General features: G+C 70.4%; 14 protein-coding genes. 7 read left to right on the top strand and 7 right to left on the bottom strand.

All coding sequences use genetic code 11. The annotated features are described in order from the left end of the window. Positions 1-20: 20 nt before the first annotated feature. Together ubiB and LOC65_RS18715 are read right to left on the bottom strand one after the other, a co-directional pair. Positions 21-1,577: a ubiquinone biosynthesis regulatory protein kinase UbiB gene (gene ubiB, locus LOC65_RS18720; protein WP_009856639.1), complete on the bottom strand. Its 1,557-nt coding sequence runs from the start codon at positions 1,575-1,577 to the stop codon at positions 21-23. Between the two features lie 31 nt (positions 1,578-1,608). Continuing rightward, positions 1,609-2,127, bottom strand: a complete 519-nt coding sequence (locus LOC65_RS18715; protein WP_009856638.1) for a hypothetical protein — start codon at positions 2,125-2,127, stop codon at positions 1,609-1,611. Between the two features lie 142 nt (positions 2,128-2,269). On the opposite strand from LOC65_RS18715, the gene galE reads away from it, so the two are divergent. Both galE and LOC65_RS18705 read left to right on the top strand, forming a co-directional pair. Next, positions 2,270-3,286, top strand: coding sequence for a UDP-glucose 4-epimerase GalE (galE, locus tag LOC65_RS18710; RefSeq protein ID WP_230248683.1), 1,017 nt, complete (start codon positions 2,270-2,272; stop codon positions 3,284-3,286). Beyond that, positions 3,283-4,725: a mannose-1-phosphate guanylyltransferase/mannose-6-phosphate isomerase gene (locus LOC65_RS18705; RefSeq protein WP_009856636.1), complete on the top strand. Its 1,443-nt coding sequence runs from the start codon at positions 3,283-3,285 to the stop codon at positions 4,723-4,725. The genes galE and LOC65_RS18705 overlap by 4 nt, the downstream gene beginning before the upstream one ends. Before the next feature lie 42 nt (positions 4,726-4,767). Here the strand turns inward: LOC65_RS18705 and LOC65_RS18700 are convergent, their stop codons facing one another. The 5 genes from LOC65_RS18700 to LOC65_RS18680 form a co-directional block, all read right to left on the bottom strand. Then, positions 4,768-6,096: a UDP-glucose/GDP-mannose dehydrogenase family protein gene (locus LOC65_RS18700; RefSeq protein WP_230248681.1), complete on the bottom strand. Its 1,329-nt coding sequence runs from the start codon at positions 6,094-6,096 to the stop codon at positions 4,768-4,770. Positions 6,097-6,185: 89 nt separating this feature from the next. Beyond that, the gene (locus LOC65_RS18695) at positions 6,186-6,632 is read right to left on the bottom strand and encodes a TIM44-like domain-containing protein (protein WP_230248679.1); all 447 of its coding nucleotides are present in this window, start codon (positions 6,630-6,632) and stop codon (positions 6,186-6,188) included. Beyond that, positions 6,626-7,357 carry a bifunctional demethylmenaquinone methyltransferase/2-methoxy-6-polyprenyl-1,4-benzoquinol methylase UbiE gene (gene ubiE, locus LOC65_RS18690; protein ID WP_009856633.1) on the bottom strand — a complete coding sequence of 244 codons (732 nt, stop codon included), beginning with the start codon at positions 7,355-7,357 and terminating at the stop codon, positions 6,626-6,628. Before ubiE ends, LOC65_RS18695 begins: the two co-directional genes overlap by 7 nt. A gap of 6 nt (positions 7,358-7,363) precedes the next feature. Next, the gene (locus tag LOC65_RS18685) at positions 7,364-7,777 is read right to left on the bottom strand and encodes a gamma-butyrobetaine hydroxylase-like domain-containing protein (protein ID WP_230248678.1); all 414 of its coding nucleotides are present in this window, start codon (positions 7,775-7,777) and stop codon (positions 7,364-7,366) included. A gap of 159 nt (positions 7,778-7,936) precedes the next feature. Beyond that, a complete protein-coding gene (locus tag LOC65_RS18680; RefSeq protein ID WP_230248675.1) occupies positions 7,937-11,875 on the bottom strand; it encodes a DUF3683 domain-containing protein in 3,939 nt (1,312 codons plus the stop codon). A gap of 169 nt (positions 11,876-12,044) precedes the next feature. Between LOC65_RS18680 and ugpB the strand changes: the two genes are divergently transcribed. The 5 genes from ugpB to ugpQ all read left to right on the top strand — a co-directional run bounded on the left by ugpB (position 12,045) and on the right by ugpQ (position 17,207). Further along, positions 12,045-13,358, top strand: coding sequence for a sn-glycerol-3-phosphate ABC transporter substrate-binding protein UgpB (ugpB, locus tag LOC65_RS18675; RefSeq protein WP_230248670.1), 1,314 nt, complete (start codon positions 12,045-12,047; stop codon positions 13,356-13,358). Between the two features lie 218 nt (positions 13,359-13,576). Further along, positions 13,577-14,398, top strand: coding sequence for a sn-glycerol-3-phosphate ABC transporter permease UgpA (gene ugpA / locus LOC65_RS18670; protein ID WP_230248760.1), 822 nt, complete (start codon positions 13,577-13,579; stop codon positions 14,396-14,398). Further along, complete coding sequence (ugpE, locus tag LOC65_RS18665; RefSeq protein ID WP_230248669.1) at positions 14,398-15,255, top strand: sn-glycerol-3-phosphate ABC transporter permease UgpE; 858 nt, start codon at positions 14,398-14,400, stop codon at positions 15,253-15,255. Before ugpA ends, ugpE begins: the two co-directional genes overlap by 1 nt. A gap of 138 nt (positions 15,256-15,393) precedes the next feature. Then, positions 15,394-16,455 (top strand): sn-glycerol-3-phosphate import ATP-binding protein UgpC, encoded by a 1,062-nt coding sequence (locus LOC65_RS18660; RefSeq protein ID WP_164963333.1) that lies wholly within the window; start codon positions 15,394-15,396, stop codon positions 16,453-16,455. Beyond that, positions 16,455-17,207 (top strand): glycerophosphodiester phosphodiesterase, encoded by a 753-nt coding sequence (gene ugpQ / locus LOC65_RS18655; protein WP_230248667.1) that lies wholly within the window; start codon positions 16,455-16,457, stop codon positions 17,205-17,207. Before LOC65_RS18660 ends, ugpQ begins: the two co-directional genes overlap by 1 nt. Positions 17,208-17,210 lie beyond the last annotated feature (3 nt).

The raw sequence follows: 17,210 nt of genomic DNA, 5'->3' as shown, positions 1-17,210 counted from the left end.
GGCAGGGCTTTGGCCGGGCCTCAGGCACCGGAGGTCTGCAGCAGGATGCGCGTGACGACCATCCCGACGACAAACCCCCCCAGCGCCCACAGCACCGCCTGCAGCAGCCGGTTGGTGCGCCGCTGCTCGGCCAGCAGCGCCAGCATCACCGGCGACGGCGCCGGCTCGGGCCGGGGCTTGAGCGCGGCGTGCACCAGCCGCGGCAGCTCGGGAATGATCTGCGCGTAGTGCGGCGCCTCGTGCTGCAGCCGGTCAAGCAGGCCGCGCCAGCCGATCTGCTCGTTCATCCAGCGCTCGAGGAAAGGCTTGGCCGTGGTCCACAGGTCCAGCTCGGGGTCGAGCTGGCGGCCCAGGCCCTCGATGTTCAGCAGCGTCTTCTGCAGCAGCACCAGCTGCGGCTGGATCTCGACGTTGAAGCGGCGCGAGGCCTGGAACAGCCGCATCAGCACCTGGCCGAGCGACAGGTCCTTCAGCGGCCGGTCGAAATGCGGCTCGCAGACGGCGCGGATCGCGCCTTCGAGCGCGTCGATGCGCGTGTCGGCCGGCACCCAGCCGCTCTCGACATGCAACTCGGCCACGCGTTTGTAGTCGCGCCGGAAGAAGGCCAGGAAGTTGTAGGCCAGGTATTCCTTGTCGGTCTCGGTCAGCGTGCCGATGATCCCGAAGTCCAGCGCGATGTAGCGGCCGAAGGTCTCGCTCGCCAGGCTCACCTGGATGTTGCCCGGGTGCATGTCGGCGTGGAAGAAGCCGTCGCGGAAGACCTGGGTGAAGAAGATCGTGACGCCGTCGCGCGCCAGCTTCTTGAAGTCGACGCCGGCCTCGCGCAGGCGCTCGACCTGGCTGATCGGCACGCCGTACATGCGCTCCATGACGATGACCGAGGACGTGCAGTAGTCCCAGATCATCTCGGGCACCAGCAGCAGCTCGAGCCCGTCCATGTTGCGCCGCAACTGGGCGGCGTTGCTGGCCTCGCGCACGAGGTCCAGCTCGTCGTGCAGGTAGACGTCGAACTCGGCGACGACCTCGCGCGGGCGCAGCCGCTTGCCGTCGGCCGACAGGCGCTCGACCCAGCGCGCCAGCGTGTGCAGCAGCGTCAGGTCGTCGTCGATGACCTCGAGCATGCCCGGGCGCAGCACCTTGACGGCGACCTCGCGGCCGTCCTTCAGCGTCGCGAAGTGCACCTGCGCGATCGACGCGCTGGCCACCGGCTCGGTCTCGAAGTGGCTGAAGATGTCGTCGATGCCGCGGCCGAAGGCGCGCTCGACGAGCGCACGCGCGACCGCCGGCGGGAACGGCGGCACACGGTCCTGCAGCTTGGCGAGTTCGTCGGCGAGATCCAGCGGCAGCAGGTCGCGCCGCGTGGACAGCACCTGGCCGAACTTCACGAAGATCGGCCCCAGACGCTCGAAGGCGCGGCGCAAGCGCACGCCGCGCGGCTCGTCCAGGCGGCGGCCGAACGTGACCAGGCGCACCAGCATGCGCACCCAGGGCTGGCGGAAGGCCGACAGCGCCACCTCGTCCAGGCCGAAGCGCAGGACGGTGAAGACGATGAAGATCAGGCGGGCGACACGCCGCATCTCGGGTTCCGGACGGTGAGGACGGGCAGCGTCAGCGCGAGCGCGGCCGCACGCGGCCCAGGCCCTGCACCGCGCTGCGCAGCGCGTGCGCGACAGCCGAACCCATGCGGTGCAGCTGCTGCGCGACGACCGGGCCGAAGAAACGCTCGAGATCGGCGGCGACGTCCCAGCGCAGGTTCTGCATCAGCCAGTTGACGTCACCGGCGAGCTGGGCGTCGCCGTCGATGGCCACCGGGGGCAGCTCGCCGCCGAGGGCACGCGCCAGCAGCAGCGCCGGGTTGGCGGCGTCCACGCGCAGCGCGAGGTCACAGGAGGCCGGGCGGTCCAGGCCGCACCATTCGAGCAGACCGGCGGGCGTGACGCGGAAGGCGAGCACCGGCGGCGGCGGCAGCAGCGAGGGCCAGGCGCTCGCGGCGAGCTCGAGCGTGCGCCCGGCGTGCGGCTTGAGCCGCTCGGTGGCGACCGATTCGCTGGACAGCACGTGGTTGATGACCAGCGTCAGCCGTTCCAGCACGGCCGGCGCGAGCAGGCTGTTGAGGGTTTGCAGCATCGTCGCATTGTAGGCAGGCGGCGCCCGGCATCGATCTTGCGCCATTGCAGCTTGCTGCGCGATTCGGCGGCCGGCGCGCGCAAGGCCGCCGGGGCGGCGGCTTCGCGCGCGGCGCCCGGCCCCGCTCGTGATGCAATAGGGCATGGCCACCATCCTCCTCACCGGCGCGACCGGCTACATCGCCTCGCACACCTGGCTGGCGCTGCAGGCCGCCGGCTTCGAGGTCGTCGGCGTCGACGACTTCTCCAACAGCTCGCCCGTCGTCCTGGAGCGGCTGCACGAGCTCGGCGGCCGGCCGCCGGTCTTCGAGCGCGCCGACGTCTGCGACGCCGCGGCGATGGAGGGCGTGTTCCAGCGCCACCGCATCGACGCGACGGTGCACTTCGCCGCGTTCAAGGCCGTCGGCGAATCGACCGCCAAGCCGCTGGAGTACTACGCGAACAACCTCGGCGGCCTGCTCAACGTCTGCCGCACGATGCGCCGCCACGGCTGCGCGCGATTCGTCTTCAGCTCCAGCGCCACGGTCTACGGCGACCCCGACTCGCTGCCGATCCGCGAGGACGCGCGGCTCACCGCGACCAACCCCTACGGCCAGACCAAGCTCGTCGGCGAGCAGATCCTGCGCGACCTGGGCGCCGCCGATCCGGCCTGGCAGACCGCCTGCCTGCGCTACTTCAACCCCGTCGGCGCGCACGAGAGCGGGCGCATCGGCGAGGACCCGCGCGGCACGCCGAACAACCTGATGCCCTACGTGACGCAGGTCGCGGTCGGCCGGCGCGAGTTCCTGCAGGTCTTCGGCGACGACTACCCGACACCCGACGGCACCGGCGTGCGCGACTACATCCACGTCTGCGACCTCGCCGACGGCCACGTCGCGGCGCTGCGCCGGCTGCTCGACGCGCCGGGCTCGTTCACCGTCAACCTGGGCACCGGGCGCGGCCACTCGGTGCTGGAGGTCGTCACCGCGTTCGCGCGGGCCAGCGGGCGGCCGGTTCCGTACAGAATCGTGCCGCGCCGGCCCGGCGACGTCGCCGCCTGCTGGGCCGACCCGTCGCAGGCGCAGTCGCTGCTCGGCTGGCAGGCGCGGCACGGCCTGGAGCGCATGTGCACCGACAGCTGGCGCTGGCAACAGAACAATCCCCGGGGGTTCGAAGCATGAACATCGCCGTCCAGCCGGTCGTCATGGCCGGGGGCTCGGGCACGCGGCTGTGGCCGCTGTCGCGCGCCGGCTATCCGAAGCAGTTTCTCGTGCTCGCCGGCAACACCAGCCTGTTCCAGCAGGCCGCGGCGCGGCTGCAGGCGCTGGGCCGGGGCACGGTGAAGGCGGCGCCGCCGCTGGTCGTCGGCAACGAGGAGCACCGTTTCCTGATCCTGGACCAGTTGCGTGAACTCGGCGCCGAGCCGGCCGCGGTGCTGCTCGAGCCCGCGGGCCGCAACACCGCGCCGGCGCTGACGCTGGCCGCGCTGCAGGCGCTCGAAGGCGGCGCCGACCCGGTGCTCGTCGTCACGCCGGCCGACCAGACGCTGGCCGACGAGGCCGCGTTCGGCACCGCGATGGCCGCGGCGATCGAGGTCGCGGCGCAGGGCTCGATCGTCATCCTCGGCATCACGCCCGACCGGCCGGAGACCGGCTACGGCTACATCCGCACCGAACGCAGCAGCGGTGCGCGAGTCGTCGCCCAGTTCGTCGAGAAGCCCGACGCCGAGACCGCGGCGCGCTACCTGGCCGAAGGCGGCTACTTCTGGAACGCCGGCATGTTCGTGCTGAAGGCCAGCGTCTGGATGGCGGCGCTGGAGCGCTGGCGGCCGGACATCGCCGCGGCCAGCCGCGCGGCCTGGGCCGCGCGCAGCACCGACCAGCGTTTCGTGCGTCCGGGCAAGGCCGAGTTCGCGGCGGTGCCGGCCGAGTCGGTCGACTACGCGGTGATGGAGCGCTGCCCCGGCAGCGGCCAGGACATCCGCATGATCGAGCTCGACGCCGGCTGGAACGACCTCGGCGCCTGGGAGGCGGTGTGGCAGGTCGCCGCCAAGGACACCGACGGCAACGCCGCGGTCGGCGACGCCATCGTGCACGACAGCCGCGGCACGCTGGTGCACGCGACGAGCCGGCTGGTCGGCGTGGTCGGGCTCGACGACGTCGTCGTCGTCGAGACGCCGGACGCGGTGCTGGTGGCCGACCGCGCGCGCAGCCAGGAGGTCAAGCAGATCGTCAACCGGCTGGGCAGCGCCCGCCGCGGCGAGCACACGCTGCACCGCAAGGTGCACCGGCCCTGGGGCTGGTACGACAGCGTCGACGCCGGGCCGCGCCACCAGGTCAAGCGCATCATGGTCAAGCCGGGCGCATCCCTGAGCCTGCAGATGCACCACCACCGCGCCGAGCACTGGATCGTCGTCAGCGGCACCGCCGAGGTGACGGTCGGCGACAAGGTGATCCTGCTCACCGAGAACCAGAGCACCTACATCCCGCTGGGCGAGACGCACCGGCTGCGCAACCCGGGCAAGCTGCCGCTGGAGCTGATCGAGGTGCAGTCGGGCAGCTACCTCGGCGAGGACGACATCGTGCGCTTCGAGGACACCTACGGGCGCACCGCCGGCTGAACCGGCACGGGCCCGGCGCCATGCCGGGCCCCGGGGTCGGGATCAGGCCCCGGCGCGGCCGATCGCGCGGTACTCGAAGCCCAGCGACTTCATGTAGGCCGGGTCGTAGAGGTTGCGGCCGTCGAAGATCACCGGCTGCTTCAGCGCCGCCTTGATGCCGTCGAAGTCGGGGTTGCGGAACTCCTTCCACTCGGTGACGACGACCAGCGCGTCGGCGCCGGCCAGCGCCTCGGCCTGCGAGGCGACGAAGTCGACGCCCTGCAGGCCTTCCATCACGCGGCGCGCCTCGTCCATCGCCACCGGGTCGTAGGCGCGCACGTGTGCGCCGCGCGCCAGCAGCGCCTCGACGACGACGCGGCTGGGCGCCTCGCGCATGTCGTCGGTGTTGGGCTTGAAGGCCAGGCCCCAGAGCGCGAAGGTGCGGCCGGCGAGGTCCTCGCCGTAGCGCGCGACGATCTTGTCGACCAGCACCAGCTTCTGCCGGTCGTTGACCGACTCGACGGCCTCCAGCACCTCCAGCCGCACGCCGTTCTCGCGCCCGGTGTGGATCAGCGCCTTGACGTCCTTCGGGAAGCAGCTGCCGCCGTAGCCGGTGCCGGCGTAGAGGAAGTGGGTGCCGATGCGCGGGTCGCTGCCGATGCCCTTGCGCACGCTCTCGATGTCGGCGCCGACCTTCTCGGCCAGGCGCGACAGCTCGTTCATGAAGCTGATGCGCGTGGCCAGCATCGCGTTGGCGGCGTACTTGGTGAACTCGGCGCTGGGCAGGTCCATGACCAGCAGGCGGTCGTGGTTGCGCATGAACGGCGTGTACAGCGCGCGCATCAGCAGCACCGCGCGCTCGTCGTCGGCGCCGACGACGATGCGGTCCGGGCGCATGCAGTCCTCGACCGCGGCGCCCTCCTTCAGGAACTCGGGGTTGGAGACGACCGAGAAGTCCATCTCCAGCCCGCGCTCGGCCAGCGCCTGGCGCACCGCGTCGCGCACCTTGGCCGCGGTGCCCACCGGCACCGTGCTCTTGTCGACGATGACCTTGTAGTCGGTCATGTGGCGGCCGATGTTGCGCGCCGCGGCCAGCACGTACTGCAGGTCGGCCGAGCCGTCCTCGTCGGGCGGCGTGCCGACGCCGATGAACTGCACCGTGCCGTGCGCGACGGCGGCCTCGACGTCGGTCGTGAACTGCAGCCGGCCGGCGGCGGCGTTGCGGCGCACGATCTCCTCGAGCCCGGGTTCGTGGATCGGGATGCCGCCCTCGTTGAGGATGCGGATCTTGCGCTCGTCGACGTCGAGGCAGACGACGTGGTTGCCCATCTCGGACAGACAGGCGCCTGTGACGAGGCCGACATAACCGGTACCGACGACGGTGACTTTCAACGTGAACGCTCCTGGCAAACGACTGGCCGGGAGTGTAGGCGCTGGGCGGCCTGCCGACGCGCATCCGGCGCCGGCACCGCGCGGGGCGCTCAGCTCAGCGCCTGGACGCGCGCGATCTGCCAGCCGCGGTCGGCGGACCTCAGGTTGGCGAGCAGCCAGAGCTCGCGGAACGGCGCGGCGCGCTCCTCGAGGCGTTCGCGGATCCAGCCCGAGAACTCGACGCTGGCGACGAGGCCGTCGCCGACCTCGTCGAGCCCGAGCAGCCGGGCCTCGAGCGCCAGCACCTCGGTGCGGTTGGGACCGGGGCCGCGCACCTCGAGCTGCTCGCGCAGCTCGGCCAGCAGCTCCTCGGTGGTGATGGCGGCCAGCGCGCGCAGATCGGCGGCGTCCCAGGCGGCCTGCAGCTCGACGAAGCTGGCCCGCGCGACACGCAGGAAAGCCTCGACGTCGTCGCCGGCGGCCGCCACGGGGGCGGGACGCGCGACGGGCCGCAGCGGGACGACGCGCCGCTTCAGGCGCGCCAGCCGACTCAGCACTTGATCCCCACGTGCAGCGCGACGACACCCGCGCTCATGTTGTGCACGTCGACGTGGCCGAAACCGGCTTCCTTCATCATCGTCTTGAGCGTCTGCTGGTCGGGGTGCATGCGGATCGACTCGGCGAGGTAGCGGTAGCTGTCCTCGTCGCCGGCCACGAAACGCCCGATCTTCGGCATGACGTTGAAGGAATACCAGTCGTAGGGTTTCGCCAGCGGCGCGGCGACCTTGGAGAACTCCAGCACCATCAGCCGGCCGCCGTCGCGCAGCACACGGCCCATCTCGCGCAGCGCGGCGTCCTTGTGCGTCATGTTGCGCAGGCCGAAGGCGACGGTGACGAGGTCGAAGCTGCCGCTGGCGAACGGCAGGTGCTCGGCGTCGCAGGTCGTCGTCGGCAGCACCAGGCCCTCGTCGAGCAGGCGGTCGCGGCCGGTGCGCAGCATGGCCTCGTTGATGTCGGTGTGCACGACCGTGCCGCTCTCGCCGACCTTGCGCGCGAAGGCGCGCGCCAGGTCGCCGGTGCCGCCGGCGATGTCGAGCACGCGGTCGCCCGGCTTCACGTTGGCCACCGCCACCGTGTAGGCCTTCCACGCCCGGTGCATGCCCATCGACAGCAGGTCGTTCATCAGGTCGTAGCGGGAGGCGACCGAGTCGAAGACGCCGCGCACACGGCGCGCCTTCTCGCTCTCGTCGACGGTCTGGTAGCCGAAATGGGTCTGGGCCATGGGAGTTCAGGAATGGTGGGAACCGCAAGAGCGGGCGGGCTTGGGCGGCATCGGCGCGTCGCGGTCGACGCCGGCGGCGGCCAGTTGCTCCTCGTGACGCGTCCACAGGGCGGCCTCGTCGGCACCCAGGCGGTAGAGGTAGTCCCAGGTGTAGATGCCGCTGTCGTGGCCGTCGGAGAAGGTCGGGCGCACGCCGTAGTGGCCGACGGGCTCGAGCGCCTCGACGAGCACGCCGCGCTTGCCGGTCTGCAGCGTCTCCTGGCCGGGGCCGTGGCCCTGGACCTCGGCCGACGGCGAGTACACGCGCATCAGCTCGAACGGAATGCGGAACCGGGCGCCGTCCTCGAAGCCGACCTCCAGCACGCGGGACGCCTGGTGGACGGTGATCGACGTGGGTTGCGGCGCGCGGGGCGGACTCATGCTGGCGGGGGGCGTGAACGGGACGCGCGAGTGTATCGCCGCCCCCCACGAAATCAGGGCCCGGCCCGGCACCGCCCTTGACCCAAGTGGGGCCGTGCCCCGTCGCCGGGCCCCGGAGGCGCCGCGGCGGCGCCCGCGCAGCGGCCGGGCGCGCCGGCCTTACACCAGGACGCGTTCGATGCCGCCCGCATTGGCGCGGGCGACGTAGTCCTCGAGCCAGGTCTCGCCGAGCAGCCGGCGCGCCATCTCGACGACGATGTAGTCGGCCTCGAGCAGACCGGAGGACAGGTCGTCCTGGTAGCGCTTCAGGCCCTGCAGGCAGCTCGGGCAGCTGGTGAGGATCTTCACGCCGGCACCGGCCGGCACCGCGCCCGAGGCGCGCAGCGCGGCCTCGGCCTTGCGGATCTCCTCTTCCTTGCGGAAGCGCACCTGGGTGCTGATGTCCGGGCGCGAGACGCCGAGCGTGCCGCTCTCGCCGCAGCAGCGCTCGCTCTTCACGACGTCGGGGCCGACGAGCGCCTTGACGGTCTTCATCGCGTCCTGCTGCTTCATCGGCGTGTGGCAGGGGTCGTGATAGAGGAACGCGCCGCTGCCGGAGGGCAGCGTGACGCCCTTCTCCAGCAGGTACTCGTGGATGTCGACGATGCGGCAGCCGGGGAAGATGTCCTCGAACTTGTAGCCCTGCAGCTGGTCGAAGCAGGTGCCGCAGGACACGACCACGGTCTTGATGTCCAGGTAGTTCAGCGTGTTGGCCACGCGGTGGAACAGCACCCGGTTGTCGGTGATGAGCTTCTCGGCCTTGTCGAACTGGCCGCTGCCGCGCTGCGGGTAGCCGCAGCACAGGTAGCCCGGCGGCAGCACGGTCTGCACGCCGGCGTGCCACAGCATGGCCTGCGTCGCCAGGCCGACCTGGCTGAACAATCGTTCGCTGCCGCAGCCGGGGAAGTAGAAGACGGCCTCGGTCTCGGCGCTCGTCGCCTGCGGGTCGCGGATGATCGGGACGTACTCCCGGTCCTCGATGTCCAGCAGCGCACGCGCGGTCTTCGTCGGCAGCCCGCCGGGCAGCTTCTTGTTGATGAAGTGCAGCACCTGCTCCTTCACCGGCGCCGGCCCCAGCGTCGCCGGCGGCGCGCCGGTCTGGCGGCGCACGACGGGCTTGAGCAGGTCGTTGGCCAGGCGCTGGGCCTTGAAGCCGACGCCGACCATCGCGCCGCGCATCAGCTTGATGGTCTGCGGGCTGGTCGCGTTCAGGAAGGTCATCGCCACCGCGCTGCCGGGACGGAAGCTCTTCTGCCCCATCTTGCGCAGCAGGTTGCGCATGTTCATCGACACGTCGCCGAAGTCGATCTTCACCGGGCACGGCGTCAGGCACTTGTGGCAGACGGTGCAGTGCTCGGAGACGTCCTCGAACTCCTCCCAGTGGCGCAGGCTGACGCCGCGGCGCGTCTGCTCCTCGTAGAGGAAGGCCTCGACGAGCAGCGAGGTGGCGAGGATCTTGTTGCGCGGGCTGTACAGCAGGTTGGCACGCGGCACGTGCGTCGAGCACACCGGCTTGCACTTGCCGCAGCGCAGGCAGTCCTTGATGCTCTCGCTGATCGCGCCGATGTCGCTCTGCTGCATGATCAGCGACTCGTGACCCATCAGCCCGAAGCTCGGCGTGTAGGCGTCGCTCAGGTCGGCGGCCATCGCGCCGGCGACGCCGCCGCGCATCAGCTTGCCCTTGTTGAAGCGCCCCTCGGGGTCGACCTTGGCCTTGTAGGCGGCGAACGACGCCAGCTCCTCGTCGGTCAGGAACTCCAGCTTGGTGATGCCGATGCCGTGCTCGCCGCTGATGACGCCGCCCAGCCGGCGCGCCAGCGCCATGATGCGTGCGACGGCTTCGTGCGCCGTCTGCAGCATCTCGTAGTTGTCGCTGTTGACCGGGATGTTGGTGTGCACGTTGCCGTCGCCGGCATGCATGTGCAGCGCCACCCAGACGCGCCCGCGCAGCACCTCCTTGTGGATCGCCCGGCAGGCGTCGAGGATGGGCGCGAAGGCGCCGCCGGCGAACACGGCCTGCAGCGGCTTGTACAACTGCCGCTTCCACGACGCGCGCAGCGTGTCGTCCTGCAGCAGCGCGAACACCGTGCGGCCGCTGTCGGCCTGCACCACGTCCAGGTTCTCGAGCCAGAAGCGCCACAGCGCGCCGACCTCGGACAGCAGCGTCAGCGCCTCGGCGGCGCGGTCCTCGAGGATCTCGGCGCCGGGGATCTCGCCGGCTTCGCCACCGGGGCCGATCGGCAGCGGGCCGTCGGCGAAGAAGGCCTTCAGGCGGTCGACCAGCGCCAGCTTGTTGCGCAGCGAGAGCTCGACGTTGATGCGCTCGATGCCCTCGGTGTACTCGCCCATGCGCGGCAACGGGATGACGACGTCCTCGTTGACCTTGAAGGCGTTGGTGTGGCGCGCGATCGCCGCGGTGCGCTTGCGGTCGAGCCAGAACTTCTTGCGCGCGTCGGCGCTGACGGCGACGAAACCCTCGCCGCTGCGGCTGTTGGCGATGCGCACGACCTCGCTGGTGGCACGCGCGACGGCGTCCTCGTCGTCGCCGACGATGTCGCCGATCAGCACCATCTTCGGCAGGCCCTTGCCCTTGAGCGCACGTTTGCTCTTGGTCGCGTAGCCGACGGCCTTCAGATAGCGGTCGTCCAGGTGTTCCAGGCCGGCCAGGATGGCGCCGCCGGGCTTCTTCGCCTCGGCGAACAGGTAGTCCTTGATCTCGACGATCGACGGCACCGCCTCCTTCGGGTTGCCGAAGAACTCCAGGCAGACGGTGCGCGTGTGCGCCGGCATGCGGTGCACGACCCAGCGCGCGCTGGTGATCAGGCCGTCGCAGCCTTCCTTCTGGATGCCGGGCAGGCCGGCGAGGAACTTGTCGGTGACGTCCTTGCCCAGGCCTTCCTTGCGGAACACGCGGCCGGGGATCTCCAGGCGCTCGGTGTGCTCCAGCGTGCGGCCGCTGGTGTCGTAGGTGCGCAGCTCGAAGACCGCGGTCTCGACGTCGTGGATCTTGCCGAGGTTGTGGCCGATGCGCACCACCTCCAGCCACTTGGCCTCGGGCGTGACCATGCGCCAGGACGCCAGGTTGTCCAGCGCCGTGCCCCACAGCACCGCCTTCTTGCCCCCGGCGTTCATCGCGATGTTGCCGCCGATGCACGAGGCCTCGGCCGAGGTCGGATCGACGGCGAAGACATGGCCGGCACGCTCGGCGGCGTCGGCCACGCGCTGCGTGACGACGCCGGCCTCGGTCCAGATCGTGGCCACCGGCTCGTCCAGGCCGGGCAGCGTCACGCGCTCGAGCTCGGTCATCGACTCGAGCTTCTCGGTGTTGATGACCGCGCTGTTCCAGGCCAGCGGCACGGCGCCGCCGGTGTAGCCGGTGCCGCCGCCGCGCGGGATGATCGTCAGCCCCAGCTCGATGCAGCCCTTGACCAGCAAGGCCGTCTCGGCCTCGGTGTCGGGCGTCAGCACGACGAACGGGTACTCGACGCGCCAGTCGGTGGCGTCGGTGACGTGCGCCACGCGCGACAGGCCGTCGAACTTGATGTTGTCCTTGGCCGTCACGCGGCCGAGCACGCGGCGGGCGCGCTGGCGCAGCGCACGCACCTCGTCGAAGCGGCCGGCAAAACGCGCGACGGCGGCGCGCGCGGCGGCCAGCAGTTCGCCGACGTGGCCGTCGCGCTCGGTGTCGTCGGGCTGGCGGCGGCGCTCGATCTCGCGCAGCCGGTGCTCCAGCGCGTCGGTCAGCAGGCGCAGGCGCTTCGGATTGTCGAGAAGGTCGTCCTCGAGGTACGGGTTGCGCTGGACGACCCAGATGTCGCCCAGCACCTCGTAGAGCATGCGCGCCGAACGCCCGGTGCGGCGCTCCTGGCGCAGCCGGTCCAGCAGCTCCCAGGCACGCTCGCCGAGCAGGCGGCGCACGATCTCGCGGTCCGAGAACGAGGTGTAGTTGTACGGGATCTCGCGCAGCCGCGCGGGTGCGTCGTCACCACGGTCCGGGGCGCCACGCAGGGCGGCGTCGGCCGGGACTTGAGGTGTGGCAAAGGCTTGCGGCGCGTTCATGGAGAACCTCGCATGCTACCGCAGTGCAACATCGAGACCGGATCCGGGTCTTGAGTGCCAGCGGGTAAACCCGGGTGTCCGCGCCGGGCGGCGCGTGACAGAACCGGCAACTGTCACAAATGGCACGCATGCTTCGCGTGCTGACAACTCGCTGCAGGAGCCCTCTTTCATGATCAAGAAGCCGATGTTCGCCGCCGCCGCCACGGTGGCGGCGCTGTTCGCCGTGCCCGCGCAGGCCCAGGTCGAGATCCAGTGGTGGCACTCGATGGGCGGCGCGCTGGGCGAATGGGTCAACGACCTCGCCAAGGACTTCAACGCCCAGCAGAAGGACTACAAGGTGGTCCCGGTGTTCAAGGGCACCTACGACGAGTCGATGACCGCCGCGATCGCCGCGTTCCGCGCCGGCAACGCGCCGCACATCCTGCAGGTCTTCGAAGTCGGCACCGCGACGATGATGGCCAGCAAGGGCGCGGTGAAGCCGGTGGCCCAGCTGATGACCGAAGCCGGCGTGAAGTTCGACCCGACGCGCTACATCAGCGCCGTCGCCGGCTACTACACGGCGCCGAACGGCCAGATGATGAGCCTGCCGTTCAACAGCTCGACCACCGTCTTCCACTACAACAAGGACGCCTTCAAGGCCGCCGGTCTGGACCCGAACAAGCCGCCGACCACCTGGCCGGAAGTGGCGCTGGCCGCCGCCAAGCTCAAGGCCAGCGGCCACAAGTGCCCGTTCACGACGAGCTGGGTCAGCTGGACGCAGCTGGAGAGCTTCTCGGCCTGGCACAACGTCGAGTACGCGACCAAGCGCAACGGCTTCGGCGGCCTGGACACGCGCCTGGCGTTCACGACGCCGCTGCACGTGCGTCACATCGAGAACCTGGCCAACATGGCCAAGCAGGGCCTGTTCGTCTACAAGGGCCGCGGCAACGCCGCCGACGCCACCTTCGTCTCCGGCGAGTGCGCGATGATGACCGGCTCCTCGGGCCTGTACGGCAACGTCAAGCGCAACGCCAAGTTCACCGGCGGCATCGGCGCCCTTCCCTACTACCCCGACGTGCAAGGCGCGCCGCAGAACACCGTCATCGGCGGCGCCAGCCTGTGGGTGATGAGCGGCAAGAAGCCGGCCGAGTACAAGGGCGTCGCGCAGTTCTTCCAGTACATCTCGGACCCGAAGGTGCAGGCCGCCAGCCACCAGCGCACCGGCTACCTGCCGATCACGACCGCGGCCTACGAGCTGACCGAGAAGTCCGGCTTCTACAAGGAGAACCCGGGCACCGACGTCGCCGTGACGCAGATGATCCGCAAGGTCACCGACAAGTCGCGCGGCGTGCGCCTGGGCAACTTCGTGCAGATCCGCACCATCGTCGACGAGGAGATGGAGCAGATCTGGGGCGGCAAGAAGACCGCCAAGGAAGCGCTGGAAGCGGCCAAGAAGCGCGGCGACGAGCAGCTGCAGCGCTTCGAGAAGGCCAACCGGTCGTGAGTGTCGCCGCAGCCCCCGCGCATCCATTGCCGGGTGGACGCGGCGCGCGGGCCTGTTAGGCTCGCGGTCTTTGTTTCGCGCCCTGCGGGGCGCTCCGGGCGGCGGGTGTTCCCCTGGCGGGCGCCCGCCGTCGTCGTGACGGGAAGCCAGCGTTGGCTGCAGAAAAAAGAGTCCGCTTCAAGAACGCATGGCTGCCCTGGGTGCTGATCGCACCGCAGATGGCGGTCATCCTCGTCTTCTTCTTCTGGCCGGCGGCGCAGGCGCTGCACTACAGCCTGCTGCAGCAGGACGCGTTCGGCACCAGCGTCGAGTACGTCGGGCTGGAGAACTTCCGCCGCCTGATCGACGACGAGAGCTATCTGCAGTCGTTCCAGATCACCGCCGTGTTCTCGACGCTGGTGGCCGTCGTCGGCATCTCGGTGTCGCTGGTGCTGGCGGTGATGGCCGACCGCGTGGTGCGCGGCGCGCGCTTCTACCGCACGCTGCTGATCTGGCCCTACGCGGTGGCGCCGGCGCTGGCCGGCGTGCTGTGGCTGTTCATGTTCGCGCCATCGATCGGCATCGTCAGCTACTGGCTGCGCGAGGCCGGCATCGAATGGAACCACCTGCTCGACAGCGGCGACGCGATGGCGCTGATCGTCATGGCCGCGGTCTGGAAGCAGGTCTCCTACAACTTCCTGTTCTTCCTGGCCGGGCTGCAGTCGATCCCGAAGTCGCTGATCGAGGCCGCCGCGATCGACGGCGCCGGCCCGTGGCGACGCTTCTGGACGGTGCAGTTCCCGCTGCTGACGCCGACCAGCTTCTTCCTGCTGGTCATCAACATCGTCTACGCCTTCTTCGACACCTTCGCGATCGTCGACGCGGCCACCCACGGCGGCCCGGGCAAGGACACGGCGATCCTCGTCTACCGCGTCTACTACGACGGCTTCAAGGCGCTGGACCTGGGCGGCTCGGCCGCGCAGAGCGTGGTGCTGATGGTCATCGTCGTCGCGCTGACGGTGATCCAGTTCCGCTACGTCGAGAAACGGGTCAACTACTGATGGTCGAGAACCGCCCCGTCGCGACGCTGCTGTCGCACCTCGTGCTGGCGCTCGGCGTGCTGATCGTCGCCTTCCCGGTCTACGTCACCTTCATCGCCAGCACGCAGACCGCCGAGCAGATCGTGCAGAACGTGCCGATGTCGCTGCTGCCCGGCGACAACATGATCGAGAGCTACAAGCTGGCGCTGTTCGGCGGCCAGAGCGGCTACGGCAGCAAGATCGCGCCGGTGCTGCCGATGCTAGAGGTCAGCCTGGTGATGGCCCTGGTCATCGCCATCGGCAAGATCGTCATCTCGCTGCTGTCGGCGTTTGCCGTCGTCTACTTCCGCTTCCCCGGCCGCGGCCTCGTCTTCTGGATGATCTTCGTGACGCTGATGCTGCCCGTGGAGGTGCGCATCGGCCCGACCTACGAGGTCGTCTCCAACCTCGGCATGCTCAACACCTACGCCGGGCTGACGGTGCCGCTGATCGCCTCGGCGACCGCGACCTTCCTGTTCCGGCAGTTCTTCCTCACCGTGCCCGACGAGCTGGTCGAGGCCGCACGCATCGACGGCGCCGGGCCGATGCGCTTCTTCAAGGACGTGCTGCTGCCGCTGTCGAGCACCTCGATCGCGGCGCTGTTCGTCATCCAGTTCATCTACGGCTGGAACCAGTACCTGTGGCCGCTGCTGATCACGACCAGCGAGGACATGTACCCGGTGGTCATGGGCATCAAGAGCATGATCTCCGGCGGCGACGCGCAGACCGAGTGGAACGCGGTGATGGCCACCGCGATCCTGGCGATGCTGCCGCCGGCGGCGGTGGTCATCCTGATGCAGAAGTGGTTCGTCAAGGGCCTCACCGACAGCGAGAAATGAATCCCCCCCGAAGCGCCTTCGGCGCTCCCCCCCAGGGGGGCGCCGCCAGCGGCCCGGAGAAGCCGGTTCCGCGGCGGCCGCTTGATCGGGCCGAGCGCGGGTGATCCACGCGCTCATCGACAAGACACGCGAGAAGACATGGGTTCGATTTCCCTCAGACAGGTCGAGAAGACCTACGGCGCCGGCGCGCGCAGCTTCAAGGCGATCCACGGCGTCGACGCCGAGATCGCGGACGGCGAGTTCATCGTCATCGTCGGCCCCTCGGGCTGCGGCAAGAGCACGCTGCTGCGCATGGTGGCGGGGCTCGAGGACATCTCCGGCGGCGAGATCGACATCGGCGGACGTGTCGTCAACCAGCTCGAGCCGGCGCAGCGCGACATCGCGATGGTCTTCCAGAACTACGCGCTGTACCCGCACATGACGGTCTACGACAACATGGCCTACGGCCTGAAGATCGCCAAGGTGCCCAAGGACGAGATCGAGCGCCGCGTGCAGAAGGCGGCGAAGATCCTCGAGCTCGGCACGCTGCTGCAGCGCCGCCCGCGCGAGCTGTCCGGCGGCCAGCGCCAGCGGGTCGCGATGGGGCGCGCGATCGTGCGCCAGCCGGCGGTCTTCCTGTTCGACGAGCCGCTGTCCAACCTCGACGCCAAGCTGCGCGCCCAGACCCGGCTGGAGATCCAGAAGCTGCACCGCGAGCTCGGCGTCACCTCGCTGTTCGTCACCCACGACCAGGTCGAGGCAATGACGCTGGGCCAGCGGCTGATCGTGATGAACGCCGGCCGCATCGAGCAGATCGGCACGCCCGAGGACGTCTACGGCCGCCCGGCCTCGACCTTCGTCGCCGGCTTCATCGGCTCGCCGCCGATGAACCTGATGGCCGGCCAGGCCGCAGGCGGCCGCTTCGAACTCGGCGGCGCGACGATCGCCCTGCCGGCCGCGGCGCCGCGCGACGGCGCGCTGACGCTGGGCGTGCGCCCCGAACACGCGGCGCTGGGCGCCGGCGGCTGGCCGCTGAAGGTCGAGATGCTGGAGATGCTGGGCGCCGAGCGCCTGGTCTACGGCCACGTCGGCACCGCCGCGTTCACGCTGCGCATCGACGGCACGCTGGTGCCCCCAGCCGCAGGCGACACCGTCGGCCTGGTCGTGCGGCCCGAGCATCTGCACTGGTTCGATGCCGCCAGCGGCCAGCGGGTCGGCTGATGCAAGCCTGGCCTTATCCGCTGTGGCTGGCGCACCGCGGCGCCGGCAAGCTGGCGCCGGAGAACACGCTGGCCGCCTTCCGCCTCGGCGCGTCGCACGGCTACCGGGCCTACGAGTGCGACGTGAAGCTCAGTGCCGACGGCGTGCCCTTCCTGCTGCACGACGCGACGCTGGAGCGCACGACGAACGGCTGCGGCGTCGCCGGCGACCGCCCCTGGAGCGAGCTGTCGCGGCTGGACGCCGGCAGCTGGCACTCGCGGACCTACGCGGGCGAGCCGCCGCCCAGCCTGGAGGCGATCGCCGCCTGGCTGCTGCGCAACGGCTTCCATCTCGACCTGGAGATCAAGCCGACACCGGGCACCGAGCGCCGCACCGGCGAGGTCGTCGCCGCCGCCTGCCGCCGGCTGTGGGCCGGCCAGGACGTGCCGCCGCTGCTCAGCTCGTTCCAGCCCGAGGCGCTGGCCGGGGCGCGCGCCACGGCGCCCGAGCTGCCGCGGGCGCTGCTGATCGACACCTTGCGCGACGGCTGGTACGAGGAGGCGCTGGCGCTCGGCTGCGTCGCCGTGATCCCGAACTACCGCCTCGTCGATGCGGCGCTGGTCGAACGCGCACGCGCCGACGGCCTGCGCGTGCTCTGCTACACCGTCAACGACCCGCCCGAGGCGCACCGGCTGCTGGCCGCCGGCGTCGCCGGGCTGATCACCGACGCCGTCGACCGCTTCTCGCCCGACGCCGCACGCGTCGTCGACTGAAGC

The sequence above is a fragment of the Rubrivivax sp. JA1055 genome, from assembly GCF_020966565.1.
Classification (GTDB): domain Bacteria; phylum Pseudomonadota; class Gammaproteobacteria; order Burkholderiales; family Burkholderiaceae_C; genus Rubrivivax; species Rubrivivax benzoatilyticus.
The sequence above is the reverse complement of the archived record's forward strand: the minus strand, read 5'-3'. Positions and strand labels throughout refer to the sequence as shown.

Bases quoted from the DNA above. Each gene is read 5' to 3' on its own strand.
- ubiB (WP_009856639.1), bottom strand. From the start codon at position 1,577: ATGCGGCGTGTCGCCCGCCTGATCTTCATCGTCTTCACCGTCCTGCGC.
- LOC65_RS18715 (WP_009856638.1), bottom strand. From the start codon at position 2,127: ATGCTGCAAACCCTCAACAGCCTGCTCGCGCCGGCCGTGCTGGAACGG.
- galE (WP_230248683.1), top strand. From the start codon at position 2,270: ATGGCCACCATCCTCCTCACCGGCGCGACCGGCTACATCGCCTCGCAC.
- LOC65_RS18705 (WP_009856636.1), top strand. From the start codon at position 3,283: ATGAACATCGCCGTCCAGCCGGTCGTCATGGCCGGGGGCTCGGGCACG.
- ubiE (WP_009856633.1), bottom strand. From the start codon at position 7,357: ATGGCCCAGACCCATTTCGGCTACCAGACCGTCGACGAGAGCGAGAAG.
- LOC65_RS18685 (WP_230248678.1), bottom strand. From the start codon at position 7,777: ATGAGTCCGCCCCGCGCGCCGCAACCCACGTCGATCACCGTCCACCAG.
- LOC65_RS18680 (WP_230248675.1), bottom strand. From the start codon at position 11,875: ATGAACGCGCCGCAAGCCTTTGCCACACCTCAAGTCCCGGCCGACGCC.
- ugpB (WP_230248670.1), top strand. From the start codon at position 12,045: ATGATCAAGAAGCCGATGTTCGCCGCCGCCGCCACGGTGGCGGCGCTG.
- ugpA (WP_230248760.1), top strand. From the start codon at position 13,577: ATGGCGGTCATCCTCGTCTTCTTCTTCTGGCCGGCGGCGCAGGCGCTG.
- ugpE (WP_230248669.1), top strand. From the start codon at position 14,398: ATGGTCGAGAACCGCCCCGTCGCGACGCTGCTGTCGCACCTCGTGCTG.
- LOC65_RS18660 (WP_164963333.1), top strand. From the start codon at position 15,394: ATGGGTTCGATTTCCCTCAGACAGGTCGAGAAGACCTACGGCGCCGGC.
- ugpQ (WP_230248667.1), top strand. From the start codon at position 16,455: ATGCAAGCCTGGCCTTATCCGCTGTGGCTGGCGCACCGCGGCGCCGGC.